The following is a 26,608-nucleotide window of genomic DNA, read 5'->3' as shown; positions in this document are numbered from 1 at the left end:
ACTATTTTCGACGTGGCAACGAAAAAGCGGACACACCATCCAGGCAGAACCCTGGTGATCTTCCTGGTGGCCATCATCGTCATGTACGTGCTCATGGGAGCTACGCGTACGTGGGCACCCAAACTTGGCCTGGACCTCAGAGGCGGTACGTCCGTCACCCTGACGGCCAAGACGGATGATGGCAAGGCTCCCACACCGACGAGCCTCGAGCAGGCGCGGCTCATCATTCAGCAGCGCGTCAACTCGCTGGGTGTCGGCGAGTCGTCAGTGACGACGATGGGTGACCGCAACATCGTCGTCTCGGCCCCGAACGTCGAGAGTTCCAAGCTCGTCGAGATGGTCGGCCAGACCGCCCAGCTCGGATTCCGCATGGTCCATGCTGAGGAGTCGGTGGGTGAGAAGGGTCCGACTCCCGGCCCCGCAAAGCCCTCTGCCCTCCCCACTGCCGATCCGAAGGCCAAGGCGTCGTCAAGTGCCTCTGCCAGCTCGAAGCCTGGTGCCAAGGACAGCGGCCCACAGTACAACGAGAAGGATCCGACCTCCGCGGCCAAGATGGTCAAGGGCGCCGAGAAGTGGAGGCCGTCCCCGGAGGACATGAAGGCTTTCCAGGACTTCAAGTGCACCAAGTCCGTCGAATCCCCGCCGAACAAGGCCCTGGTGACCTGTGACCGTGAGGGCAAGACCAAGTACCTGCTCTCCCCGGTCGCCATCACGGGAACCCAGGTTGAGAGCGCCGACTCCGGAATCCCGCAGGGCCAGCTGTCCTACGTGGTGAACTTGAAATTCAACTCCATCGGCACGAATTCCTTCAGTGAGGCGACCACTTTCCTGTGCTCGCGCCAGAGCCCGCAGAACCAGTTCGCCGTCGTCCTGGATGGCAAGGTCATCTCCTCACCGCAGTTGGATGGCGGCAAGGGAGCCTCCTGTCCGATCAACGGTGGTCAGGCCGAGATCTCCGGACACTTCACCCAGGACAGTGCTGCCGACCTGGCCAACGTCCTCAAGTACGGTGCCCTGCCGCTGTCCTTCGACATCTCCAGCGTTGACAATGTTTCGCCGACCCTTGGTGGCGAGCAGCTGCGTGCCGGGATCATCGCCGGCGTCATCGGACTGATCCTGGTTGCCGGTTACTGCCTGCTGTACTACCGAGGACTGGGCCTGGTGGCCATCGGCTCCCTGCTTATCGCCGGTATCACGACCTACGCGGCCATGGTGCTCCTGGGCGAGGCTGTCGGATTCACTCTTTCCTTGGCTGGTATCGCTGGCGCGATCGTCGCCATTGGTGTGACGGCCGACTCCTTCATCGTCTACTTCGAACGCATCCGAGACGAGATCCGAGAAGGACGGACCCTGCGTACCGCCCTTCAGACCGGCTGGACGAAGGCCCGCGGCACCATCCTGATGGCCGACGGCGTCTCCCTGCTGTCCGCCATCGTGCTGTTCGTGCTGTCGGTCGACCAGGTGAAGGGATTCGCCTTCACCCTGGGTCTGACGACGTTCATCGACCTCCTCATCTGCTTCTTCTTCACCCACCCTGTCGTCACTCTGCTGGGACGCACCAAGTTCTGGGGCCAGGGCCGACGCGGCTCCGGCCTTGAGGCTGGGCACATGGGTGTCACGGAAGCCCAGTTGCTCGGTCGGCGAAGCAGGCGATCTGCCCCGCGGGCCAAGCGCACCATCGAGACGGAGGAGGCCTGACATGACTGACGACAAGAACGCCAAGACCTCGTCTGTCGCCTCGAGGCGGTCCGAGGAGAAGGACAAGAAGCATAAGCACGGTTTCACCCATGCCCTGTACACGGGTGAGATTTCCTACGGCTTCATCCAGCGCCGCAAACTCTGGTACACGATCTCGATCATCGTCATCGCGATCTCGCTGCTTGGCCTGTTGGTGCGTGGCCTGAACCTCGGTATCGAGTTCAAGGGCGGTGTGCAGTTCCGTTCTCCTGCCCACGTTGCGACCTCGACCGTCGACGACATCCGCAGGTCGGTGCCGTCCTCCGGAGTCCCGGACATGGACTCCACCGAGGTCGTCAGTCTCGGCTCGAACGCCGTCCAGGTGCAGACCAGGGCACTCGACAACGAGGAGACCACCAAGGTTCAGGGGGCTATCGCCAAGGCCACCGCGACCAAGACGGACTCCGTCACGTACTCCAAGGTCGGTAGTCAGTGGGGAGACCAGATCACCGGCAAGGCCATCAAGGCATTGGTCGTCTTCCTGGTCTTGGTGATGTTGCAGATCTGGGCCTATTTCCGGCACTGGAAGATGTCTGTTGCCGCCCTGATCGCTCTCCTGCACGATCTCATCGTCACCATCGGCATCTATGCTCTGATCGGCTTCACGGTGTCCCCGTCGACCGTCATCGGCGTGCTGACGATTCTGGGTTATTCCCTCTACGACACCGTCGTGGTCTTCGACAAGGTGCGCGAGAACGTCCAGGACATCCAGAAACGCGACTACACCTTTGCGGAAGGCGCCAACCGAGCCGTAAACCAGGTGTTGGTGCGTTCCATCAACACCACCATCGTCGGCGTTCTGCCGGTGGCGGCACTGCTCTTCGCCGGTGCCTTCGTGCTCGGGTCCGGGCCTCTGGAGGATCTTGGCCTGGCCCTCTTCGTCGGCATGATCGTCGGTGCTTACTCCTCGATCTTCATCGCCACCCCGGTGTTCACCCAGCTGCGTGAGAATGAGCCGGCCATGAAGGAACACACCGCTCGTGTCTTGCGCCGCCGTGAGCGTGCTGCGCACAAGGGTCCTCAGGTGACGGCTCAGACCGTCGCCGCCGAAGGGCCTGGTGACGTCACGTCCATCACTGGGAGCGAGCGTCATCAGCCGCGTCGTTCCACTCGCTCCGAGAGGAAGAAATGACCTACCGTACTGACCTCATCACCGGCCTGATCCGGGATGTTCCGGACTTCCCGGAGCCCGGGGTGACCTTCAAGGACATCACCCCTCTGCTGGCCAACGCCAACGGGTACGCCGCCGCGATCTCTGAACTCGTTGACACCGCTCCGCGCGGGGTTGACGTCGTTCTCGGCATGGAGGCACGTGGATTCATGTTCGCCGGGCCGGTGGCCCTGTCCTTGGGCGCTGGGTTCGTCCCGGTGCGCAAGCCCGGAAAGCTTCCCGGCGACGTCTACTCCCAGTCCTTCGTGCTGGAGTATGGTTCCGCCACCCTCACCGTTCATCAGGACGCCGTTCAGCCCGGCTCGAAGGTGCTCATCGTCGACGACATCCTCGCGACGGCAGGAACGGTCGGTGCCACGGCATCCCTGGTGGAGAAGCTCGGTGGTGAGCTCGTCGGTGTGTCGGTGCTCATGGAGCTGTCCGCCTTGGGGGGCCGTGAGATGCTCGACCGGGCCGGTATTGGTCCGGTCAACGCCGTGATCACGGTCTGATCATGGTGCCGGAATCAATGGAGTCTTCGAGCCGTCGCAACGTCTTTGAGCAGTCGGCTCTGGTCAAGCTTCCGTTCAAGACCACCAAGCCCTTTCGAGAGCTGGTCAAGCGGCTGGTCTGGTCAGCGATTCTGTTGCTGGCCAGTACCTTGATCGTCTGGGTCGACCATGACTCCTATGTTGATTCCACCGCCGGTGACGGCGTCTCCCTGATCGACGCCTTCTACTACTCGACGGTTACCGTGACCACGACTGGTTACGGTGACATCACCCCGGTCGCGCCCCATGCGCGACTCATCAATGCCTTCATCATCACCCCGTTGCGCATCACCTTCCTGGTGCTGTTGGTCGGTACCACCCTCGAGATGTTGGCCAACGAGGGGCGACGCGGACTGCTTGACAGTGCTTGGAGGAAGCGCATGAGGAACCACACCGTCGTCATCGGGTACGGCACGAAGGGGCGCAGCGCCGTCAACACCCTGCGCAACCATGACGTTCCCATCGAGAAGATCGTCGTCATCGACAATCGTCCCTCTGCGGTGGCCGAGGCCAATCGGTCAGGCCTGGCTGCCTTCGAAGGCGACGCGACGAGGCGGGACCTGTTGAGACGAGCTGAGATCAGCAAGGCGCGCGAGGTCGTCATCACCCTCAACCGAGATGACTCGGCCATCCTCACCACACTGACGGTGCGACAGCTCAATCCGCGCTGCCACATCGTCGTCTCCGGCAGGGAAGACGAGAACCTTCCGCTGCTGCGTGAGTCCGGGGCCGACGCCGTCGTCACCTCCGCCGACGCGGTGGGCCGTCTGCTTGGTCTGTCCTCGGTCAACCCGCACGTCGGTACCGTCGTCGACGACCTGCTGTCCAGCTCGAAGGGTATGGAGGTCGTCCAGCGGATGGTCTCCAAGACGGAGATCGGCGCACGTCCAGCCGACATCCAGAACGAGCGGCTCCTGGCCGTCATCCGCAATGACGTGCTGCGCAACTTCTACGACCCGTCGATCGGTCAGTTACAGGCTGGTGACGTCATCGTCGTCGTGCGGAAGGCGGTTCCTCGCGCCACCGGCACCCAGACCGAGTCTGACCTGGTCCGCTGAGAACAGCAGGAACCCCGGCACCGGAAGGCCAATTCAGCTGTCGGCATGGGTGCTGACCGACCACATGCCGTCGCACTCAGCCGACATGACGGTGGAAAATACCACTAGAATGAATAGTCTAACTTGCCAGGAGGTGCCCCGATGGCCGACGACAGCGTCTACGGTCCGTACGGATCGGGCAAGGGAACCCTGGGCAAGCCGAAGACTGACCAGCAGCGTCCCCAGCCTCGGATGGGGATGCGCGAGCGCATCGTCCGCTGGGGGACTCCGAAGCCATCAGGTCCGCCCCAGAGCGTCACGGATCCGCTCATCTCGGTAGTCCTGGCCAATCACCCGAAGGCCGACACCGCTGTCATCGAGCGGGCATACCGCACGGCTGAGCATTATCACCGTGGGCAGACCCGCAAGTCGGGTGATCCCTACATCACCCATCCCTTAGCGGTGACGATGATCCTGGCGGAGCTCGGCATGGATGAGCAGACCCTGTGCGCCGGTCTGCTGCACGATACCGTCGAGGACACCTCGTACACGCACGAGCAGCTAACGGCAGACTTCGGCGAGGAAGTGGCCCTGCTCGTCGACGGGGTGACGAAACTCGACAAGGTTCAGTACGGTGACTCGGCGAAGGCCGAGACCATCCGCAAGATGGTCATCGCGATGAGCCGCGACATCCGAGTGCTGGTCATCAAACTCGCCGATCGGCTTCACAACATGAGGACCTTGGGGTTCCTGCGGCCGGACAAGCAGAACCGCATCGCCAAGGAGACCCTCGAGATCTTCGCGCCACTGGCTCATCGTCTTGGCATGAATGCCATCAAGTGGGAACTGGAGGACCTGTGCTTCTCCACCCTCAATCCCAAGCTCTACGACGAGATCGTCCACATGGTGGCCGAGCAGGCCCCGCAGCGGGAGGCTCAGCTCAAGGAAGTCATCGCGATCGTCCGTCAGGACCTCGATGAGGCCGGCATCGAGGCCACCGTCTACGGTCGGCCAAAGCACTACTACTCGATTTATCAGAAGATGGTCGTACGCGGTCGGGACTTCTCAGACATCTACGATCTCATCGGTCTGCGCATCCTCGTCGACACCCCGCGCGACTGTTATGCCGCACTGGGCGTCATGCACGTGCGATGGAACCCCCTCCCAGGGCGGTTCAAGGACTACATCGCGATGCCGAAGTACAACATGTACCAGTCCCTGCACACTACCGTGCTGGGGCCCGGTGGGCAGCCGGTGGAATTGCAGATCCGTACTCACGAGATGCACCGGCGGGCTGAGTACGGTGTTGCGGCCCACTGGAAGTACAAGGAGAACCCCAACGCCGTTGGCAAGGGGATTCAGCCTGACGGCACCGACCTGTCCTGGGTACAGTCGCTCAACCAGTGGTCCAAGGAGGAGTCCGATCCCGGCGAGTTCCTGGATTCGTTGCGTTTCGAGATCAATTCCTCGGAGGTTTACGTCTTCACCCCTAAGGGCGACGTCATGGCCCTTCCCCAGGACGCTACCCCCGTTGACTTCGCCTATGCCGTCCACACCGAGGTCGGCCACCGCTGTATCGGCGCTCGCGTCAATGGCAAACTCGTCACCCTGGACACCAAGCTGACCAACGGCGACGTCGTTGACATCCTGACCTCGAATTCCCCCGATGCCGGTCCCAGCCGTGACTGGCTGGGGTTCATCGCCTCTCCACGTGCTCGTTCCAAGATCAAGTCCTACTTCACGAGGGAACGCCGTGAGGAGTCCATCGAGGCCGGTAAGGATGCGATCGCCAAGCAGTTGCGTCAAGCCGGTGTGCCGCTGCAGTCCTTGCTGACGGTGGAGTACCTCACCGCGGTGGCCGATGACCTGCGGGTGCCCGGCATCAACGCCTTGTACGCCGCGGTGGGAGAGCACAACGTCAGCGCCCAGTCGGTCGTCGAGAAGCTCATCGCCCTGGGCGGTGGGCCGGAGGAGACCACGGCCGACGTCGAGGAGGAGCTCGCCGTTGGCGTCAAGACTCCGCGGCATCGCAGCAACGAGACCGGGGTCATCGTCGACGGTGACGCCGACATGCTCGTCAAGCTGGCTCGGTGCTGCACCCCGCTGCCGGGGGACCCGATCATGGGCTTCGTCACCCGCAACGACGGGGTCTCGGTACATCGCACGGACTGCTCGAACGCCAAGAACCTGCTTGAGCACCCCGAACGGATCGTGCCGGTCTCCTGGTCGGAGAACCAGCAGGAGGGCTACCAGGTCACCATCCAGATCGAGGGTCTCGACCGTGCCGGCCTGCTGCTGGACACCTCACGCGTCCTCGCCGAGCAGGGGGTCAGCCTCATCTCGGCGAACATGAGCGCATCGAAGACTCATCTGGCTCGATTGCGGCTCACCTTCGAGGCTCCCGACCCAACCCACCTCAAGCACCTCATCGAGTCCATCCGGCGGATCTCCGGGGTCTATGACGTCTTTCGCGTGAAGTCGTGACCCGGTATGGCTCTCGGGGTTTGACTTCTCTGTCTGGAAAGCCGCCGGTATGACGAACGGCCCCGGTCGTTGTGACTGGGGCCGTTTCCTGTCAGTCAGGCGCTGAACTCGTCGAGGGCCTTTTGAGCCTCTTCCAGCCAGGTCTGGTAGGTCCTGATCGACTCGCGGTCCTTCTCGGCCTCCTTGGTGTGGCCAGCAGCCTCGGCCTTCTCGGCGTGGGCGCTGAGCTTGTCGATCTGGGCGCTGAACATGTCGACGGTGGCGCGGGCACGCTCACGAGCCTGCGGATCGGTGCGCTTCCACTCGGCCTCCTCCGCGGAATGGACCTGACGCTCCAAGTCACGGACGCGGGCGTCGATGCGCTTCATGGCGTCACGGGGCACTCGACCGACCTCGTTGAACTTCTCCAGGAAGGAGCGGAACTTGGCCTTGGCCTCCTCGATGTCCTTGACCGGCAGGATGTCCTTCTCGGCCTCGTCGAGAAGCTTCTCCTTGACCTCCTGGTTGCCGCGATATTCCTCGTCCTGCTGGCTCTGAGCAGTACTGCGGGCGTCGAAGAACTTGTCCTGGATGGCGCGGAACTCCTTCCACAGCTTCTCGTCGATGTCGCGAGGAGCCGGGCCGGCAGCCTTCCAACGGTTCATGAGGTCGCGGAACTGACGAGAGGTCTCGCTCCAGGCCGTCGAATCGGCCAGCGGACGAGCCTCCTCGATGATCTGCTCCTTGAGCACGCGAGCCTTCTCACGCAGGTGATTCTGCTCGGCCATGTGCTGCTTGCGGCGACGGGTGAAGGCGGTGCGAGCCCCGGAGAAGCGGTGCCACAGTTCGTCGTCGGTGGTCTTGTCGATACGGGGGAGATGACGCCACTCCTCGAGCAGGTCGCGGAACTTGCCGATGCCACCGCGCCAGTCGGTGCCAGCAGCGATGGCCTCCGCCTTGGCGACCATGTCCTCCTTGGCCTGCTTTGCGCGGGCCTTGGCCTCGGCCCTCTCCTCCCGACGGGTCTCCGCCTTGGCGTCGATGGTGGGGCTGAGAGCCTCCACCCGAGCTGCGAGCGATTCCAGGTCGCCGACGGCATTGGCCTCACGGATGGACGTGACGAGTTTGCTTGCGGCCGATCGGGCTTCCTCCGGCGAGGCGGTCCCGGAGCTCACTCGTGATTCCAGCAGCGACACCTCGGTCTCGAGGGCGTGATAGCGGCGCACGAAGAATTCAAGGGCTTCCTCGCTGGTGGAGTCCGGCACCTGGCCGACAGGCCTCTCCCCGTCACTGGTTCGGACGTAAACGGTGCCGTCATCATCGACGCGGCCGAAGGACTGCGGAGCTTGTGCGTGACTCATACGCTCCATCTTGCCCGATAAAATGGCAAACGTGTTCATTGCGTCCTTCATCACTGGTCCTTTTCAGGCCAATTGCTATCTTCTGGCGCGCGAACCAGGGTCTGACTGCGTCGTCGTCGACCCTGGGATGGGTGCCGAGGAGTTCCTTGGCGAGGCGCTCAAGACCCACCATCTGACCCCGGTGGCGGTCGCGCTCACCCACGGTCACATCGACCATGTCGGTTCAGCTCGCCAGGTTGGAGATCAGTACGGCATGCCCGTGCTGTGCCCTCGAGATGACCGGCATCTCCTCACCGACCCCATGGCAGCCTTGTCTGACTTCGCCCGTCCACTCATCGAGCAGTGCTACGGATCGACGACCTTGCGCGAACCCGAGGAAGTCGTCGATGTCGAGCCGTTCTCCCACCACGAGTACGCCGACCTCGACCTGGAATTCCTGCACGCCCCGGGCCACACCCCTGGGTGTTCGATGATCCGCATGGTTGACGCGCAGTTCGGCCCGATCGTCATGTCCGGTGATGTCGTCTTCGCAGGTTCCATCGGTCGAACCGATATGCCCGAGGCTGACCCGGCACAAATGTCTCGCAGCCTGTCCGACGTCGTCTGGCCCCTTGACGACTCCACCCACCTACTGCCAGGACACGGGGGACCGACGACGATGGCCCAGGAGCGCATCTCCAACCCATTTCTCAACCGCACGGTCTCGTCGGACTTCCACTGAGAAGTCTCACCGAACAGTGGCGAATGAGCCCGATCGCCCTCGGGCTGGCAGAATGACCCCTGCGGGGTAACTCGCCCTGATACCCAACTCTTCGAAGGATTCCTTCCATGGCCCGTCTCAAGCCCTTGTCCGGTTTTCCCGAGTTCCTGCCCTCAGGACAGATGGTGGAGAACCATGTGACCCGGATCCTTGAGGAGACCTTCGAGCTTCATGGTTTCGCGCCGATCCACACCCGTGCCGTCGAGCCCATGGAGCAACTCACCCGCAAGGGGGAGATCGACAAGGAGGTCTACGTCGTCGATCGACTGCACGCTGACCCTCATGACTCGCGGTCCGAGAAGGACCGTCTGGGCCTGCACTTCGACCTCACCGTTCCCTTCGCCCGCTACGTGTTGGAGAACGCCGGCCACCTGCACTTCCCGTTCCGTCGCCACCAGATCCAGAAGGTGTGGCGTGGTGAACGTCCTCAGGAGGGCCGCTACCGCGAGTTCACCCAGGCTGACATCGACATCGTCGGCGACCAGACCCTGGCCGAGCACCACGATATCGAGACCCCGCTGGTGATGCTGTCGGCTCTTGAGCGTCTGCACACTGAGCTGGGCTTCCCGACCGTCACCATGCACGTCAACAACCGCAAGCTCTCCGAGGGGTTCTACCGCGGGCTGGGCATCGAGGACCACATGGCCGTTCTGCAGCGGGTCGACAAGTACGACAAGATCGGCCCGGACGCGGTGCGTGAGCTTCTCACTGACGAGCTGGGCCTGTCTGACGAGGTCGCCGGCAAGTGTGTCGCCCTGGCCTCCATCCAGTCTGCCGACGACTCCTTCATCGGCAAGGTGCGCGAACTCGGGGTGTCCAACGACATGCTCGAAGAGGGCCTGGATTCCCTCAACCGAGTCGTCACTGCCGTTAACAAGGTCGTTCCCGGACGCATGGTTGCCAACCTCAAGATCGCCCGCGGCCTGGATTACTACACCGGCACCGTCTACGAGACCGAACTGACCGGCCACGAGTCGATGGGTTCGGTGTGCTCGGGCGGCCGTTACGAGTCCCTGGCCTCCGACGGCAAACACATCTACCCGGGCGTGGGAATCTCGCTCGGCCTGACCCGCTTGCTGGCCCCGATCATCTCCCGAGGAGAGCTGACGTCTTCTCGTTCGGTTCCCTCAGCGGTTCTCGTGGCCGTCAACAGCGAGGAGGATCGTGTCAGCTCGGAGGCCGTCGCCCACGCGATGCGCTCCCGCGGCATCCCCTGCGAGGTGGCCCCCAAAGCCGACAAGTTCGGCAAGCAGATCAAGCATGCTGATCGTCGCGGGATCCCCTTCGTGTGGTTCCCGGGTGCTCAGCACAGCGACCACCGGGACCCCGACACCGTCAAGGACATTCGCTCCGGTGACCAGGTCGAGGCTGACGCCGCGAGTTGGAATCCGCCTGCCGAGGATCTTCATCCCGGAGTCGTCGGTTCTTGGTGAGTGCGGCCTGCCGAAGGGCGACAGCTACGAGGAACAGGGCTCCCGGTAACCTCCGGGAGCCCTCCTTCACACCTCAGCAGGTAACTGGGCGTCGCTGGGCACGGGAGGTGATGATGTCGTCGGCGGCTAACGTCAGCCACCACAGGGTGCCCAGGGACAAGCTGAAACGCTGCCAGATCCCGGTGTAATCCATCGGGGTGCCATCGAACCAGTCCATGGCCCCGATGCCGTTGAGCAGGGTGAACACGATCCACGCCCATGCCACTATCAGACCGAAGGTGCGGAACCTCGTCATGGTGGAGTTGAGCAGCAGGATCGGGAGGGCAAAACCGACGACGACGATCGTCGAGGTCCCGACGTGGACGAGGTGGCTCGGGCTGACGTGACCGGCCTCCTCGGCAGCCAGACAGGCCGTGGAACGGGTAGGGGAGCAGTCCATCGTCACCAAGGCGTCAAGAACACTGAAAAGTCCGCCAGCCACGAATCCAATGCCCGACCACCCCTGGCGGCCAAGGGGACGACGACCAGCCCAGGCAAGAGTGGCCAGGCCTGCCAGACACAGGGAGGTCCCCATGATGACGTCGGTGGTCTGGAAGAGGTAACGCCACGGCTGGTCACGGGCGGAGTACTCCGAGACGAAGGCATGCAACTGGCTCATCGCAGGGTTGAGAATGCCCGCGAAGGCCCAGGTTAGGGCGGTCAAGGACGCGAGGATAAGGAAGGCGGCGCGCCAGCATCGAAGCGTCACCTCACGACGATCGAGCACGTTGCTGGCCTCTCCATTCGCTGCGCAGCAGGCCATGATACAGGGCATCTCGTGGGCCTTGCGCGCCGACAAGGCACGCCCGTCGCAACCCCTCAGTGACCATTCCCGCCTTGTCCATCACCTTCCCGGAAGCGATATTGGCTGGGTCGTGGCTGGCCTCGACCTTGTTGACCCCAACGACATCGAACAAGTACGCCATGACGGCTTTCAGAGTCTCGGTCGCATAACCGTGATTCCACCAGCGGGCACCAAAACAGTAACCCACCTCGGCGAGTTCGACTTGCGGCTCCCAATGGACGACCGCGGTCTGGCCGATGATGACGTCGTCGAGCCATATCGCCCAGTTGAAACTGGCTGGATCATCATAGCCCTGAACCCAACCGGTCAATAGTGATCGCGTTGCATTGACATGTGGGTGTGGCGGCCACGTCACAAAACGGGTGACCTCGGTATCACTGGCCCAGTTGTCATACATTTGCTGGGCATCGTCAACAGACCATTGCCGGAGCACTAACCGATCAGTTCGGATCGGGCGGGTGCCAACCAGTTTCATGACGTTGACACTAGCACTGCGCCAAAGGCCTCTCACGAGCGTGAAGACAGCTCCATCACTGGTGTCCCGGTGATGAAATCTTGGCGCGACGCTGTCTGCGGTGAGGTTGGGATGTCCTCGTCAGGCTCTGGACGCACTGCCTGGTTCGCATCGAGCTCCTCGGCACCATTGCGGTCCCGCGCGGTAGCTGCCATCAACTTGATGCGGTTGAGCTGGTTGACCTGGGAGGCACCGGGGTCGTAGTCCACCGACACCACATTGGCATGCGGGAACTGACGGCGGATCTCTCGGAAAATGCCGCGACCGGTGACGTGGTTCGGCAGGCAGGCGAACGGCTGGACGACGGCGATGTTCGGCACGCCCTCGCGGATCATGTCGACCATCTCACCGACGAGGTACCACCCCTCGCCAGCCTGGTTGCCGAGCTGGACGATGCGTTGGGCGTCCTCCATCAGCTCTGTGATCGGGGTCGGGACCTCGAACCGGGTCGACTTCCTCAGCGCCGTGGTCACCGGCTTCTGATACTGCATCAGTAGACCACGGAAGGCCTTCTTGAGGTGACGGCTCCACTTGTCAGTACCGAAGGTCTTGTAGTTGTAGTCGCCCGCGGACAAACAGTTGTAGACGAACCACATCAGACCTGGCAGGACAGCCTCGCAGTCCTCAGACTCGATGGTGTCGACAATGTGATTGTTGGCGTCCGGGTGGAACTGCACCAAGATCTCGCCGAGGACACCGACGCGAGGTTTGCGCGGGCCATCGACGAGTTCGAGGTGCTCGAAGCCGTCGACGACGCCGTTGATGATCGCCTTGTAGGAGGTGCGCCGTCCCCAGGTCTTGGAATGTCCGCCATCCAGGAAGTGCTCCCTGGCGATGGTCGTCCAGTGGTGCATGAGCTCGTCAGCTGAACCCGGAACCGCCTCGTAAGGTCGGGTACGCAAGTGGACCTTCTGCAGCAGGTCCCCGATCGTGATGGCCTGAACCATGCGGTGAATCAGGGGAGCGGTGAGGGAGAAGCCCGGGTTGTCCTCGACACCCTGCAGGGAAGCTGCGATGACCGGGATGCTTCCGAATCCGGCATCCTTGAGGGCCTTGCGCAGCAGACCAATGTAGTTGGTGGCACGGCACATGCCACCGGTCTGGGTGAGGAAGAGAGTGGTGTGGTCCAAGTCGTATTTGCCCGACTTCAATGCCGAGACGAGCTGACCAATGACGACGATGGCGGGGAAACAGGCATCGTTGTTGACCACCGACAGGCCGAAGTCGATGTTCTCCCTGGAAGCTTGTTCCAACACCTCGACGTTGTAACCGGAGGCGCGCAGAGCTGCCTCCGCGACCGAGGTCTGGTACGGGGCGAGCTGGGGCACCAGGATGGTGTGGGTCGCCTTCATGTCCTTGGTGAAGGGGACCCGGTCGTCGGAAAGCGGATGGGTCACCAGCTTGCGATCGTGGCCGGCGCGTTCCTTCGCCGCGGCCTGCAGGGAGCGCATCCGAATACGGGCTGCACCCAGGTTCGATACCTCGTCAATCTTGAGAGTGGTGTAGATGCGGTCACGCGCTGCCAGGATCTCGCGCACCTGGTCGGTGGTGATGGCGTCCAGTCCGCAACCGAAGGAGTTGAGCTGGACGAGCTCGAGATCGGGGCGGGAGCCCACGAAGGCGGCTGCCTGGTAGAGGCGGGAGTGGAACATCCACTGGTCACGCACACGCAGCGGACGCTCTAGCAGGTCAGACCCAAGATGGGCCACGGAGTCCTCGGTGAGGACCGCCATGCCCAGGGAATTCACCATCTCGGGAATGCCGTGGTGAATCTCGGGATCGACGTGATAGGGGCGTCCTGCCAGCACGATGCCGGGAACGTTGTGCTCAGCCATGTAGGCCAAGGCGTCCTCGCCCATCTTGCGGACGTCGTCATGAAAGGCCCTGTCCTCCTCGAGCCCCTCGGTAACGGCTTGACGGGCCTCCTCGACGGTCACCCCGTCCTCGGCGAAGATTTCCGCCAGTCGTTCGGCGAGCTTGTCTGGGTTGGCCAGGGAGAGGAAGGGGGAGATGAGCTCGACGTCCTTCTCGCGCAGGCTCTCCACGTTGGCACGGATGACCTCGGGGTAGGAGGCGACGACTGGGCAGTTGAAATGTGCGTCGGCGTCGGTCGCGCTGACCTGCTCGAAACGGATGCAGGGGTCGAAGATTCGCTTGACACCGCGCTTCACGAGGTCTTCCACGTGACCGTTGTTGAGTTTGGCGGGGTAGCAGATGTTCTCGCTGGCGATGGACTCCATGCCCTTCTCGAACAGGGCGTGAGAGGAGCGCCCCGAGATCATGACGCGATAGCCCAAGGCCGAGAGGGTCGTGAACCAGAACGGGTAGTTCTCGTACATGTTGAGGGCGCGAGGCAGACCCAGGTCGCCGCGGAAGGCCTTCTTGACGGTGAGTCGTCGGTAGCTGAAGAGCCTCTTGTACTTGGCCTCGAAGACGTTGGGCAGCTCGGACTTCGGCAGCTTGGCCATCGTGCGGTTGTTGACCTCGGCGCCGCGGTCACAGCGGTTGCCGGAGACGAAGACGCGTCCGTCCGAGAAGGTGGCGATGGTGCGCTGGCAGTGGTTCTGGCACAGGGTGCAGTCGTCGCGGTGGGTCTCGACGGCGAACCCGTCCAGTTCGGCGCGATTTCGCAGACCGTCAGAGGTGGTGGGCTCGCCCGCATGGAAGCGGGCACGGGCCGTCAGCGCGGCACCGTAAGCACCCATAAGTCCGGCCTCGGCAGGACGGACGACCTCGCGGCCGGTGAGTTTCTCGAAGGCTCGCAGCACGGCATTGTTGAGGAAGGTGCCGCCCTGGACGACGACCTTGTCACCCAGCTGGGACGGATCGGTCAGCTTGATGACCTTGTACAGGGCGTTGCGGACCACGGAGTAGGACAGTCCGGCAGCGATGTCGGCGGGGGAGGCCCCTTCCTTCTGGGCCTGCTTGACCGAGGAGTTCATGAAGACGGTGCAGCGGCTGCCCAGGTCGACGGGATGCTGGGCCATCAGGCTCATGTCGGCGAAGGACTGGATGTCAGTGTCCATCCCGGCGGCGAAGGTCTGGAGGAAGGATCCACATCCCGACGAGCAGGCCTCATTGACGGAGATGGAGTCAATGACCTGGTCGACGACGCGCAGGTACTTCATGTCCTGGCCGCCGATGTCGATGATGGCGGTGACTCCGGGAAGCAGGTGATCAGCAGCCCGGTAGTGGGCCATCGTCTCGACCTCACCGTCCTCGGCGCCCAGGGCAGCCTTGACGAGCCCCTCGCCGTAACCGGTGGTACAGGTACGGGCGATGGTCGCCTCTGCGGGTATGGTGTCGTAGAGATCGGTGAGGATCTGCACTGCTGCGCTCACCGGGTCGCCCTCGTTAGAGGCGTAATGGGAGGCGACGATGTTGAGGGACTCGTCAAGCAGTACCGACTTGATCGTCGTCGAACCGGCGTCGATACCGAGGAAGAGGTTGCCGCGAGCGTCATGCAGTGGCAGATGGGGGAGTTTGGCCTGGGAGTGACGCTTGGTGAACTCGGTCAGTTCCTCTTCATTCCTGAACAGTGGCGGCATCGACTGGGAGATGCCGTTCTGGGTGCGGGCGTGACGGGAACGCTCAGCGGTCTCGGCGAGGTCCACCGGCTCCGAGGCAGACGTCAGGGCAGCCCCCATGGCCACGTAGAGCTGGGCGCGCTCCGGTGTGATGTATTCGTCGACCTTGCCCTCAAGAACTCGCGCGAAGGCGTCTCGTAGGGCCGGCATGAAGTGTAACGGACCACCGAGGAAGATGACCTTGCCGCGGATCGGACGTCCACAGGCCAGGCCGGCGATGCACTGGGTGGCGACGGCCTGCATGACCGACGCCGCGAGGTCCTCGTGACGCGCACCCTCGTTGATGAGGGGCTGGAGGTCAGACTTGGCGAACACACCGCAGCGCGACGCGATGGGGTGGATGGTGTGGGCACGCGATGCCAGGTCGTTGAGGCCAGCGGCGTCGGTGTGGAGCAGGGTGGCCATCTGGTCGATGAAGGCACCCGTTCCGCCGGCACACGAACCATTCATGCGCTGCTCGGGGACCGGCTTGAGGTAAGTGATCTTGGCATCCTCGCCGCCGAGCTCCAGGAGGACGTCGGCGTCCGGGTTCCAGTGCTGGACGGCCGCGGTCTCGGCCATGACCTCCTGGATGAATGTGAGGCCCAGGGCCTCGGCGGTTCCCAGACCTGCTGATCCGGTGACGGCTGCGCGCACCTTGGCGCCGGGGAGGGCCTTGGCGGCGTCGCCGAGCAGTGACGCCATGGCGCCGGTGATGTCGGCATGGTGGCGTCTGTAGTCCTCGAAGAGAATGTTCTCGTCGGGGTCGAGGACGACGGCCTTGATCGTCGTCGATCCGACGTCAAGCCCCATTCGGAGATCCTGGTCGGCCAGTGGGATCGCATTGCCATGATGTGCGTCCATGCCCCCATTTCATCACCGTGGAAATCACTTCGCAGCCACCGGGGTCCCCTTTTCCGGAAGATTCTTTGGGGAGTACGGTCGTGGCATGTCTGTCCGGAGTCAGTCACAGCGCACTCGAGCGCCCCGCCGTGGTCCTCGTGGCGAGGCCGGGGCAGCGCGAGCATCGATTCTGGCAGCTGCCAGGGCTCTCTTCCTGGCGGGAGATTTTCAGTCGGTGAGTCTGCGGGCCGTTGCCCGGGATGCTGGGGTGGACACCTCATTGGTGAGCTACTACTTCGGATCCAAGCAGGCTCTCTACAACGAGGCGATGTCCCTGCCGAACGGACCACACCGGATCATTGCTGACGTCTGTTCCGGCACAGAGCCGGATCACCTGGGCGAGGCACTGGTCAAGGCCTTCATCGATGCCTGGGACGGGCATCTCGGCCTGGGCGGACCGGATCCGCAGATGCAGGGGGTGGTTCAGGCGCTCCTCACCCAGCCTGGCGCCTTCGACATGGTGAGCGAGTTCTACACCGATCAGATCCTGGCCCCCGTCGTCGAGCTCTTGGTGCCCCGGTTCGGGGAGGAGGAGGCAGGAATCCGGGCCTCGCTGGGGCTCTCGCAGTTGTTGGGAATCTTCACGGCGCGTTATGTCGTCGGGCTGCGATCCCTGGCAGATCTCTCCGCTTCGGAACTCATTGCTCGAGAGGCTCCGACCTTGCAGAAGACCCTGACGGGTTCGGTTCCCAGGGGATGACACATCCATTTAGCCCTCAGGGCGTTCAGTTCGCCCACCGGAGTGCCACGTCCGGCGATAGGGTGATACCCATGAACTTGGCGCACGGTCGCGCCTCCGCCCACGGATAACGGGAGATGACCAATGACCATCGCAATCAAGATGGGTTTCCTTGATGGTGACCCCATCGTTGACGACCAGGGTCGACTTGTCGGACGAGGAGGCGGAACCGCGCTGGTCGAGCGACTCCTCAAGATGTACCCGGGAGCCGTCGTCGTCGACCACGAGGATCGGCAGTGTGACGGTTTCGAGGCCAAGACGCTGTCCAGCCTTGACCCGCTGGAGACCCTCGTCATCAACCTCGACGTCATCGACTCGGTCGGCGTCTTCCAGACGATGCACCGTGAGGGTGCTGAGCCGAAGATCCTCAACCTGCAGTGGCTGCCCCCGTCCCACTACCACCACAAGGTGAACTTCGCAGCCATGGGCCTGGCCTACGCCCTCTTCCCAACCCTGTGCTCCGGTGAGCGCACTGCCGGCGAGGTGACCGAGCTGGTTCGTCGCTGGACGATCTCCCCGCTGGCCCACCAGGCTCGGATCGCCTGGGTTCAGCCTGGTATCCGTGACGATCTCGTCCGCGAGCACGTCGATCCCGAGGTGCCGACCGTCCTCTACCCGGCTATTCACCTTACCGACAACAAGCAGCCGAAGGTCTTCCTCGACGTCATGAATCGCGTCGCCTCCGAGATGGATGTGCGCATGGAGGTTCGCCTGAGCCAGCGCGATCTCGCCAGCGTCATGGCCATGAAGATGTCCTCGCCCAAGTGGGCCTCGGTCGGCCCACTGTTCGGTCAGCGCGAGGAATACTGGGAGGCCCTGGCGCGTATGACGGCATTCCTCGCCACTGCGAAGAATGAGGCCTACGGCTTCGAGTATCTCGAGGCCCTGGTCGCTGGTGCGGTCGGTGTCTTCCCGGATGCCGCTTGGGCCCGCAAGACCGTTCCTGAGGACTACCCGTACTTCTATCGCACCACCGACGAGGCGGTATCGATGCTGAAGGACGTGTTGCGCGATCCCGAGGCGGCCCGAAACGCCATCAATGACGCTGCCGGCGGCTCGCTGCGCGAGTGGATCCTCGCCAATAACGAGCGTTCCGGTGGTAACGAGGCCATCCGCAAGCAGATCGAGGAGTGGTTCCCCGAGGTCGAGGCCTGATCCTTGGTCGAGACATGATTGAGCGCCGTGACGGTCGACCGTCACGGCGCTCAATCATGTCTCGACGCGGGGCATGCCCCTCGGGCAGTGTGTCCCGGATGACGGCTGAGGTAGCCGCCGGTATGCTGGCTCGCGGCCCGTACCGTCTATACGTGGCCTGCGACAACGGAAGGATGAAACGTGCTGCGAACCCATGACGCCGGAAGCCTGCGAGCCAGCGACATCGGCAAGGAGGTGACTCTCGCCGGATGGGTTGGGCACCGACGCGACCATGGCGGCGTTGCCTTCATCGATCTTCGCGACGCATCCGGTCTGGCCCAGGTCGTCATCCGTGACGAGATCTTGGAGTCCTCCGGCGCCCATGATCTGCGCAACGAGTACTGCATCAAGGTGACTGGTGTCGTCGAGGCTCGTCCGGAGGGCAATGCCAACCCGAACCTTCCCACCGGCGAGATCGAGGTCGCCATCTCCGAGCTCGAGGTTCTCAACCCCTCGGCCCCGCTGCCCTTCCAGATCGACGAGCACGTCACCGTCGGTGAGGACGCCCGTCTCAAGTACCGCTACCTGGACCTGCGGCGTCCACGTCAGCACGAGGCCCTGGTGCTGCGCTCCAAGGTGACTCACGCCATTCGTGAGGTTCTCGACCGTCACAACTTCTATGACATCGAGACCCCGACCCTGACCCGTTCCACTCCTGAGGGTGCCCGTGACTTCCTGGTGCCGGCTCGTCTTGCCCCCGGGTGCTGGTACGCCCTGCCGCAGAGCCCCCAGCTGTTCAAGCAGCTGCTCATGGTGTCGGGCATGGAGCGTTACTACCAGATCGCACGTTGCTACCGCGACGAGGACTTCCGAGCTGACCGTCAGCCCGAGTTCACCCAGCTCGACGTCGAGATGAGCTTCGTCGACCAGGATGACGTCATCTCCCTGGCGGAGGAGACCATGGCGGCCTGCTGGAAGATCATTGGCGTCGACATGCCGACCCCGTTGCCGCGCATCACCTGGCACGAGGCGATGGACCGTTACGGCTCCGACAAGCCTGATCTTCGTTTCGGCAACGAGATCACCGAGGTCACTGACTTCTTCGCCAACACTCCGTTCCGCGTCTTCCAGGCTCCCTACGTGGGCGCCGTCGTCATGCCTGGTGGAGCCTCGCTACCGCGTCGCCAGTTCGACGCTTGGCAGGAGTGGGCTCGTACCCGAGGCGCCAAGGGCCTGGCCTACATCACCATCTCCGACGAGGGTGTGCCTGGCGGTCCGGTCGCCAAGAACATCTCGGAGGAGGAGAAGGCTGGTATCGCCGAGAAGGTCGGTGCCAGGCCCGGTGACGCCATCTTCTTCGCCGCTGGACCGAAGACCTCCTCCCAGGAGCTGCTCGGTGCGGCCCGTCTGGAGATCGGTCGTCGTTGTGAACTCTTCGATCCCTCCGACTGGGCCTTCTGCTGGGTGGTCGACGCCCCGCTGTTCAAGCCGACCAAGGAGGCCGAGGCCTCTGGCGACGTCGCGGTCGGCGGCGGTGCCTGGACTGCTGTCCACCACGCCTTCACCAGCCCGACCCCTGAGTGCATGGACACCTTCGACACCGATCCAGGTTCCGCCCTCGCCTACGCCTACGACTTCGTCGTCAACGGCAACGAGGTCGGCGGTGGATCCATCCGTATCCATCGTCGTGATGTCCAGGAGCGCGTCTTCAACGTCATGGGCATTGGTCCGGAGGAGGCCCAGGAGAAGTTCGGCTTCCTCCTCGACGCCTTCAAGTTCGGTGCTCCGCCGCATGGTGGCATCGCCTTCGGCCTGGACCGTCTGGTCATGCTGCTCGGCAGCTTCGAGACCATCCGGGACGTCATCGCCTTCCCGAAGACCGGCAACGGCTATGACCCGTTGACGGCCGCTCCGGCTCCCATCACCCCGGCTCAGCGTCGTGAGGCTGGGGTGGACGCCAAGCCGAAGAAGAAGGCCGAGTCCCCCGAGGGGCAGAAGGACGACGCAGAGAAGTCCAAGAAGTGACGATTCCGAGCTGACGACGGGCGGCGACTGATGCGTACGGTCGTCGCCCGTTCCTCATGTCGAGCGTCGTTGGACGTCGGGGTGTCGCAGCGCGGCGATATGGTGCCATGGTGAGTGAGGATCTCTTCGGCAACGTCGGGCCGGCACAGCCCGACGCGACCAGTGGCGGGTCCCTGGACACTCCCAACCCTGACGCGCCACTGGCCGTTCGACTGCGCCCCCGCACGGTTGACGAGATCGTCGGTCAGCAACACCTGTTGACCCCCGGGTCGCCGTTGCGTCGGCTGGCTGAGGGCACCGGGGCCATGAGCGTCTTCCTGTGGGGCCCTCCGGGGGTCGGCAAGACGACGATTGCCTCTGTGGTGTCCCACGCCACGAACCGACGATTCGTGGAGATCTCGGCCGTGACCGCCGGAGTCAAGGATGTCCGACGGGAACTCGACACCGCTCGTCGTCAGCTGGCGCTGGGAAAGCCGACCGTCCTCTTCGTCGACGAGGTGCACCGGTTCTCCAAGGCCCAGCAGGACGTGCTCCTGCCCGCAGTCGAGAACCGGACCGTGACCCTCATCGCCGCCACCACGGAGAATCCATCCTTCTCGGTCATCTCCCCGCTGCTGTCCCGATCCCTGCTGCTGACCCTGAAACCCCTCACCGAGGCTGACGTCTCCTCCCTCATCGACCGTGCACTGAGTGATCCGCGCGGTCTGCGCACCGAGTCGGACGGGCTCTACGCCCTTGACGACGATGCCCGAGCCGACCTGTTGCAGCTGGCGGGGGGAGACGCCCGACGAGCCCTGACCTATCTCGAGGAGGCCGCCGCCGGAGCGAGCACGGCTGGAACTGACATCATCACCAGTCAGATCGTCTCGACGGCTGTGGATCGCGCTGCGGTGCGGTACGACCGTGACGGTGATCAGCACTACGACGTCATCAGTGCCTTCATCAAGTCGGTACGTGGTTCGGACGTCGACGCAGCCTTGCACTATCTGGCCCGGATGATCGAGGCGGGGGAGGATCCCCGGTTCATCGGCCGCCGTCTGGTGATCTTGGCCAGCGAGGACATCGGCATGGCCGCCCCGAGCGTGCTGCAAACCTGTGTCGCCGCAGCCCAGGCCGTTCAACTCATCGGTATGCCCGAGGCCCGCCTCAACCTGGCCCAGGCGACCATTGCAGCGGCCACCGCCCCGAAGTCCAACGCCGTCATCACCGCCATCGACGGGGCACTGGCCGACGTCCGCGCCGGTAAGGGAGGAGAGGTGCCTGCCCATTTGCGGGACGCGCACTATTCATCCGCCCACGACCTCGGTCACGGGGTCGGATACCGTTACGCTCACAACTTTCCGCACGGGGTGGCCGAACAGCAGTATCTTCCTGACGACATCGCCTCGACGCGGTATTACCACCCGACTGACCACGGCAATGAGGCTGCCATCTCACAACGTCTGAGCCAGATACGGATGCTGCTCGGACGAGATACCACCGAGGAGAACAAGTCATGACCCTGGGCCAGATCGCCGGACTCATCGCTGCCCTCGCGGCGGTGGTGCTCGTCGCGCTGTGTGCCGTTCCCCTGCTGAAACTTGGTGGCGTCCTGGATGAGGTGCGCAGGACGGTCCGCGACGTGGATGAGTCGACGGTGCCGATCTTGGAAGAACTCAAGGGAACGGTCGTCATCACCAATGGTGAGATCTCGAAGCTTGACCAGGTCATCGAGGACATTCACACCATTTCCGAACACGGCACCGTCGTCACCGGTCAGGCTGCTGAACTCGCTCAAACCTTCACCCAGACGGTCGGGACGCCGATGGTGAAGGCCGCTGCTTTTGGTGAGGGAGTGCGACGCACGATTCGCCGTCCCAGGCGTCGCAACCATCCCTCCCAGGTCGAGACCGAGGCAGCTCCCGCCGAGGTGAGTCATGGTGCGTCAGCGGCTGAGGACCTCGACGACGAGAACTGATCCACAATCGGATCACCCTCGCTCCACGATTCCCCAGCTCGACATTTTCCGCGGCGCGCTGAGATGTGGCCTACCGCGCGTCCGGGTAGGGTTGGGACCCGGTATGTCCTGAAAATTTGTCAGGATTTCCCACAGGCCACAATCAGCGACCACGTCAAGAAGGACCAGGCATGAGAACAGCGGAGATCGGACAGCGCTTCGTCGACTTCTTCGAGAACAAGGGTCACGCAGTGGTGCCGAGCGCCTCGCTGTTGTACAACGACCCCACGTTGCTGTTCGTCAATGCCGGCATGGTGCCGTTCAAGCCCTACCTCATGGGTACCGAGCCTTCCCCGTGGAAACGCGCCACCAGCATCCAGAAGTGCGTCCGTACCCTCGATATCGACGAGGTCGGCAAGACCACCCGCCACGGCACCTTCTTCCAGATGCTGGGCAACTTCTCCTTCGGTGACTACTTCAAGAATGAGGCCATCCAGTACGCCTGGGAGCTCGTCGCCAAGCCTGCCGACCAAGGTGGATTCGGCTTTGACCCGGCCAGCATCTGGGTGACGGTCCTCGGCCCGGGATTCCATCCGGACTACCCCGAGGGCGACATCGAGGCGCGCGAGGCCTGGAGAGCCGTCGGGGTGCCCGATGAGCACATCCAGGGCCGTTCCCTTAAGGACAACTACTGGCACATGGGCGTCCCCGGTCCGGGCGGCCCGTGCTCCGAGATCTACATCGACCGTGGTCCGGCTTACGGCCCCGACGGAGGTCCGCAGGCCGATGAGGATCGTTACCTCGAGATCTGGAACCTCGTGTTCGAGACCGAGGATCTGTCCGCGGTTCGCGCCAAGGAAGACTTCGACATCGCCGGCCCGCTGCGCAGCCTCAACATTGACACCGGCGCTGGTCTGGAGCGCATCGCGTACCTGCTCCAGGGCGTCGACAACATGTACGAGATTGACCAGGTCTTCCCCGTCATCGAGAAGGCTTCGGAGATGTCGGGCAGGCGTTATGGCGCCAACCATGACGACGACGTCCGGCTGCGCGTGGTTGCCGACCACGTCCGTTCCGGCCTCATGCTCATGACCGACGGCGTCACCCCCGGCAACGAGGCTCGTGGATATGTGCTTCGTCGTCTGCTGCGTCGCGTCGTCCGTGCCATGCGTCTGCTCGGTGTGGAGGATCCGGTGCTACCTGAGCTGCTGCCGGTCTCCCGTGACCTCATGTCTGCTTCCTTCCCGGACGTCCTCGCTCAGTGGGATCGAGTCATCGGGGCCGCCACTGCCGAGGAGGAGACCTTCCGTCGTACCCTCAGCGCCGGTACCGCGATGCTCGACGCCGCGGTGGCAGACACCAGGGCTGCGGGCTCCAAGACCCTGTCTGGCGATAAGGCCTTCCAGCTGCACGACACCTACGGTTTCCCGATTGACCTCACCCTTGAGATGGCGGCCGAACAGGGCCTGCAGGTTGACCGTGACAAGTTCACCGCCCTGATGGCCGAGCAGCGCGCCCGTGCCAAGGCAGACTCCAAGGCCAAGAAGGGCCTGCTCACCGACCCGGAGGCTTACTCCCAGGTGCGCGCCCTCGGCGAGACTCCCTTCCTCGGCTACACGGATCTGGCCGTCGACACCACCGTCACTGGCATTATCGCCAACGGTGCCTCCGTCACGGTTGCCGAGTCCGGATCAGTCGTCGAGGTCGTGCTCGCCGAGACCCCGTTCTACGCCGAGATGGGTGGCCAGGACTCCGACTCCGGCATCATCCGCGCCAATGGCTTCGATCTCGAGGTCCTGGACGTCCAGCGCCCGGTTCCCGGCCTCATCGTCCACAAGGTACGTCTCGACGGAGACCTCGCTGTCGGTGACAAGGTGACCGCGCAGGTCAACCCGACCACCCGTTTTGGAGCTTGCCAGGCCCACACCGCCACCCACGTCATCCACGCAGCCCTGCGCGAGCTGGTCGGGCCGTCGGCCACCCAGGCCGGCTCCTACAACAAGCCCGGCTACCTGCGTTTCGACTTCTCGGCCACCAAGGGACTCTCGGAATCCCTCAAGGAGGAGATCGAGGAGCGCTGCAACGTCGCCATCCACGACGACTTCGAGGTCACCGACACCCAGATGCCTCTTGAGGATGCCAAGGCCATGGGAGCGATGGCCATGTTCGGCGAGAAGTACCCGCCGATCGTGCGCGTCGTCGAACTGGCCGGCCCGTGGTCCCGCGAGTTGTGCGGTGGCACTCACGTCGCCTCCACCGGTCGTATCGGCATGCTGAGCCTGCTGAGCGAACAATCGGTCGGTTCAGGGACTCGCCGCGTCGAGGCGCTGGTCTCCACCGATGCCTTCCGCCACATGGCTGCCGAGCGTGCCCTGGTCAACGAGCTCACCGGCATCCTCAAGGTGCAGCCTGACCAGCTGGCCGACCGCGTCTCCAAGCTCGCTGCCGACCTCAAGGACGCTGAGCACAAGCTGGCCGCCGCCCGCACCCGCGAACTCATGGGGCAGGTTGACGACATCGTCGCCGGTGCCACCCCGGCCGGGTCCTTTGACCTCATCGCGGCCAGGGTGCCTGGTGTTCTTGGCAACGACCTGCGCACCCTGGCCTCCGAGGTCCGGGTCCGCGTCAAGGATCGCCCGGCGGTCGTCACCCTCATCGGAGGTACAGACGACAAGCCCGCCATGATCGTCGCGACGACTGAGTCCGCTCGCGCCGCCGGAGCCAGGGCTGGTGCCCTCATCAAGGCCGGCACGGGGCCGATCGGTGGCCGCGGTGGCGGCAAGGATGACATGGCTCAAGGGGCCGGCAGCGATGCTTCTGGTATCGACGCCGCACTTCGTGCCATCAACGCCGAGTTGGCTGCGCTGTGAACTCCGAGGAGCGCCCCGATACCTCCCTGCGCGGTGTGAGGATCGCCGTCGACTGGGGGAGGGCCCGGATCGGTGTGGCCGCGAGTGACCGTGATGCCATCCTTGCCTTCCCGGTCGAAACGGTGCAGACCGCGAATCGTCCGGTACAGCGCCTGGCCGAGATTGCCGCCGAGTATGAGCCCGTCGAGGTCATCATGGGCCTCCCGGTGGCCCTCGACGGCACCGAGAAGATCGCCGCGCGGGATGTCCGGCAGGCCGGACATCAGCTTGCCGAGGCCATCAGTCCGATTCCGGTGCGCTGGGTCGATGAAAGGATGACGACACGTACGGCCGCTCGTGCTCTCCACGATGCCGGGCGAGACGCGCGCAAACAGCGTGGCGTTATTGATCAGGTGGCTGCGGTGGCCATACTGGAGCACGTGTTGGAGCAAGTCCGGTCGGCCCGATCGGCGACGACGACAGGAGGGACGGATTCGTGAACGGACCGTTCGACGAACAGGATGACCCCAAGGCGGAGTTCTGGTACAAGTTTCGCAGTGCTGTGGCGGTCATCTTGTCCTTGGCGGTTCTCGTTGGTGGGTGCGTCTTCGTCGGTGTCAAAACTTATGACGCCTACATCTCGTACAAGTCGGCCGACGACTACCTCGGAGACGGTGAGAAGGACGTCCTGGTGCGTGTGCCCTCGGGCGCGTCGGTGAGCGAGGTCGGATCGATCCTGCTCGACAACGACGTCATCAAGTCGACGAAGGCCTACAACAAGGCCATTCGCGAGTCGGAGTCTGACGTCACGATCCAGGCCGGCCAGTACAAGCTCAAGACCCGCATGAGCGCGGCGAAGGCTGTCTCCATCCTGGGCAACCCGGACAACATCCAGCGCACTCGCGTCACCCTTCCCGAGGGACTGACAACCGAGGAACAGTTCGCCATCATGGCCAAGGGCACCACCATGCCCGTCGACAGTTTCAAGGTCGCGTACAAGCAGACCAAGAAGCTTGGCCTGCCGGTGTGGGCCAAGGACCGTCCGGAGGGTTTCCTCTTCCCCGACACCTACGAGGTGGGTTCCAACCCGACGCCGCTGGAGATTCTGCAGATGCAGGCGAACCAGTTCGTCAAACAGGTGAACACCATGAACTTCATGGGTCAGGCCCAGGCCATCAAGCGCAGTCCCTATGATGCCCTCATCGTCGCCTCCATCCTGGAGAAGGAGGCCAGGAACCCCAAGGACATGAGGATGGTCGCCGGCATCATCTACAACCGTCTCAACCAGGGTATGAAGGTGGAATCGGATGCGACGGTGCTGTACGCCAACCATGCCGACGGAAAGCTCACGACGACCGACGAGCAGCGTGCCAAGGATTCTCCTTACAACACCTACCTGCACAATGGCCTCCCGCCGACTCCCATCAACAATCCTGGTGCGGCGTCGATGGAGGCGGCCGTGACCCCGATCAAGAGCGACTACCTGTACTGGGTCGTCACGGATCCCGACAAGGGGACGACGGCCTATGCCAAGACCTTGGCCGATCACGAGAAGAATGTGAAGAAGTTCCAGGCGTGGTGTCAGGACCACAAGGGCAAGTGCTGA

General features: G+C 63.5%; 19 protein-coding genes. 15 read left to right on the top strand and 4 right to left on the bottom strand.

The features are described 5' to 3' along the window. Positions 1-54 precede the first annotated feature (54 nt). The 5 genes from secD (at position 55) to ACP8LP_RS06215 (ending at position 6,959) form a co-directional block, all read left to right on the top strand. On the top strand, positions 55-1,698 hold the full coding sequence (secD, locus tag ACP8LP_RS06235) for a protein translocase subunit SecD (RefSeq protein WP_484483364.1): 1,644 nt from the start codon (positions 55-57) through the stop codon (positions 1,696-1,698). Between the two features lies 1 nt (position 1,699). Next, a complete protein-coding gene (secF, locus tag ACP8LP_RS06230; RefSeq protein ID WP_490292983.1) occupies positions 1,700-2,869 on the top strand; it encodes a protein translocase subunit SecF in 1,170 nt (389 codons plus the stop codon). Then, positions 2,866-3,399: an adenine phosphoribosyltransferase gene (locus ACP8LP_RS06225; RefSeq protein WP_016667639.1), complete on the top strand. Its 534-nt coding sequence runs from the start codon at positions 2,866-2,868 to the stop codon at positions 3,397-3,399. Before secF ends, ACP8LP_RS06225 begins: the two co-directional genes overlap by 4 nt. Before the next feature lie 2 nt (positions 3,400-3,401). After that, entirely contained in the window at positions 3,402-4,496 is a 1,095-nt protein-coding gene (locus ACP8LP_RS06220; RefSeq protein ID WP_063279941.1) for a potassium channel family protein, read from the top strand. A 141-nt stretch (positions 4,497-4,637) separates the two neighbouring features. Further along, entirely contained in the window at positions 4,638-6,959 is a 2,322-nt protein-coding gene (locus ACP8LP_RS06215) for a RelA/SpoT family protein (protein ID WP_016667641.1), read from the top strand. Between the two features lie 95 nt (positions 6,960-7,054). Here ACP8LP_RS06215 and ACP8LP_RS06210 read toward each other — a convergent pair whose 3' ends face one another. Continuing rightward, on the bottom strand, positions 7,055-8,353 hold the full coding sequence (locus ACP8LP_RS06210) for a DUF349 domain-containing protein (protein WP_187117035.1): 1,299 nt from the start codon (positions 8,351-8,353) through the stop codon (positions 7,055-7,057). Here ACP8LP_RS06210 and ACP8LP_RS06205 point away from each other — a divergent pair. Both ACP8LP_RS06205 and hisS read left to right on the top strand, forming a co-directional pair. Next, positions 8,331-9,020, top strand: coding sequence for an MBL fold metallo-hydrolase (locus tag ACP8LP_RS06205; RefSeq protein WP_083940492.1), 690 nt, complete (start codon positions 8,331-8,333; stop codon positions 9,018-9,020). The two genes, ACP8LP_RS06210 and ACP8LP_RS06205, sit on opposite strands and share 23 nt — an antisense overlap. Positions 9,021-9,127: 107 nt before the next feature. Continuing rightward, positions 9,128-10,492 (top strand): histidine--tRNA ligase, encoded by a 1,365-nt coding sequence (hisS, locus tag ACP8LP_RS06200; protein WP_016667644.1) that lies wholly within the window; start codon positions 9,128-9,130, stop codon positions 10,490-10,492. A gap of 73 nt (positions 10,493-10,565) precedes the next feature. Here hisS and ACP8LP_RS06195 read toward each other — a convergent pair whose 3' ends face one another. From ACP8LP_RS06195 to ACP8LP_RS06185, 3 genes are read right to left on the bottom strand one after another with little or no spacing between them, the layout of a single operon-like run. Further along, entirely contained in the window at positions 10,566-11,258 is a 693-nt protein-coding gene (locus ACP8LP_RS06195; RefSeq protein WP_016667645.1) for a DUF998 domain-containing protein, read from the bottom strand. After that, the gene (locus ACP8LP_RS06190) at positions 11,242-11,811 is read right to left on the bottom strand and encodes a GNAT family N-acetyltransferase (RefSeq protein ID WP_036975979.1); all 570 of its coding nucleotides are present in this window, start codon (positions 11,809-11,811) and stop codon (positions 11,242-11,244) included. The genes ACP8LP_RS06195 and ACP8LP_RS06190 overlap by 17 nt, the downstream gene beginning before the upstream one ends. 32 nt (positions 11,812-11,843) lie before the next feature. Continuing rightward, positions 11,844-16,280 (bottom strand): acyl-CoA dehydratase activase-related protein, encoded by a 4,437-nt coding sequence (locus ACP8LP_RS06185; protein ID WP_036975982.1) that lies wholly within the window; start codon positions 16,278-16,280, stop codon positions 11,844-11,846. A gap of 85 nt (positions 16,281-16,365) precedes the next feature. Between ACP8LP_RS06185 and ACP8LP_RS06180 the strand changes: the two genes are divergently transcribed. The 8 genes from ACP8LP_RS06180 (at position 16,366) to mltG (ending at position 26,608) form a co-directional block, all read left to right on the top strand. Continuing rightward, the gene (locus ACP8LP_RS06180) at positions 16,366-17,019 is read left to right on the top strand and encodes a TetR/AcrR family transcriptional regulator (protein WP_016667648.1); all 654 of its coding nucleotides are present in this window, start codon (positions 16,366-16,368) and stop codon (positions 17,017-17,019) included. A gap of 123 nt (positions 17,020-17,142) precedes the next feature. Next, on the top strand, positions 17,143-18,213 hold the full coding sequence (locus ACP8LP_RS06175; RefSeq protein WP_016667649.1) for a hypothetical protein: 1,071 nt from the start codon (positions 17,143-17,145) through the stop codon (positions 18,211-18,213). Between the two features lie 180 nt (positions 18,214-18,393). Beyond that, positions 18,394-20,217 (top strand): aspartate--tRNA ligase, encoded by a 1,824-nt coding sequence (gene aspS, locus ACP8LP_RS06170; protein WP_016667650.1) that lies wholly within the window; start codon positions 18,394-18,396, stop codon positions 20,215-20,217. A gap of 107 nt (positions 20,218-20,324) precedes the next feature. Continuing rightward, a complete protein-coding gene (locus ACP8LP_RS06165) occupies positions 20,325-21,716 on the top strand; it encodes a replication-associated recombination protein A (RefSeq protein ID WP_016667651.1) in 1,392 nt (463 codons plus the stop codon). Then, complete coding sequence (locus ACP8LP_RS06160; RefSeq protein ID WP_016667652.1) at positions 21,713-22,174, top strand: DUF948 domain-containing protein; 462 nt, start codon at positions 21,713-21,715, stop codon at positions 22,172-22,174. The genes ACP8LP_RS06165 and ACP8LP_RS06160 overlap by 4 nt, the downstream gene beginning before the upstream one ends. Positions 22,175-22,344: 170 nt before the next feature. Continuing rightward, positions 22,345-25,023 (top strand): alanine--tRNA ligase, encoded by a 2,679-nt coding sequence (alaS, locus tag ACP8LP_RS06155; RefSeq protein ID WP_016667653.1) that lies wholly within the window; start codon positions 22,345-22,347, stop codon positions 25,021-25,023. 35 nt (positions 25,024-25,058) lie between these two features. Continuing rightward, on the top strand, positions 25,059-25,502 hold the full coding sequence (gene ruvX / locus ACP8LP_RS06150; RefSeq protein WP_484483363.1) for a Holliday junction resolvase RuvX: 444 nt from the start codon (positions 25,059-25,061) through the stop codon (positions 25,500-25,502). Next, entirely contained in the window at positions 25,499-26,608 is a 1,110-nt protein-coding gene (mltG, locus tag ACP8LP_RS06145; protein WP_016667655.1) for an endolytic transglycosylase MltG, read from the top strand. The genes ruvX and mltG overlap by 4 nt, the downstream gene beginning before the upstream one ends.

The sequence above is a fragment of the Cutibacterium sp. LaCa_89 genome (assembly GCF_058177555.1).
This window is presented reverse-complemented; position numbering and strand designations above follow the sequence as displayed.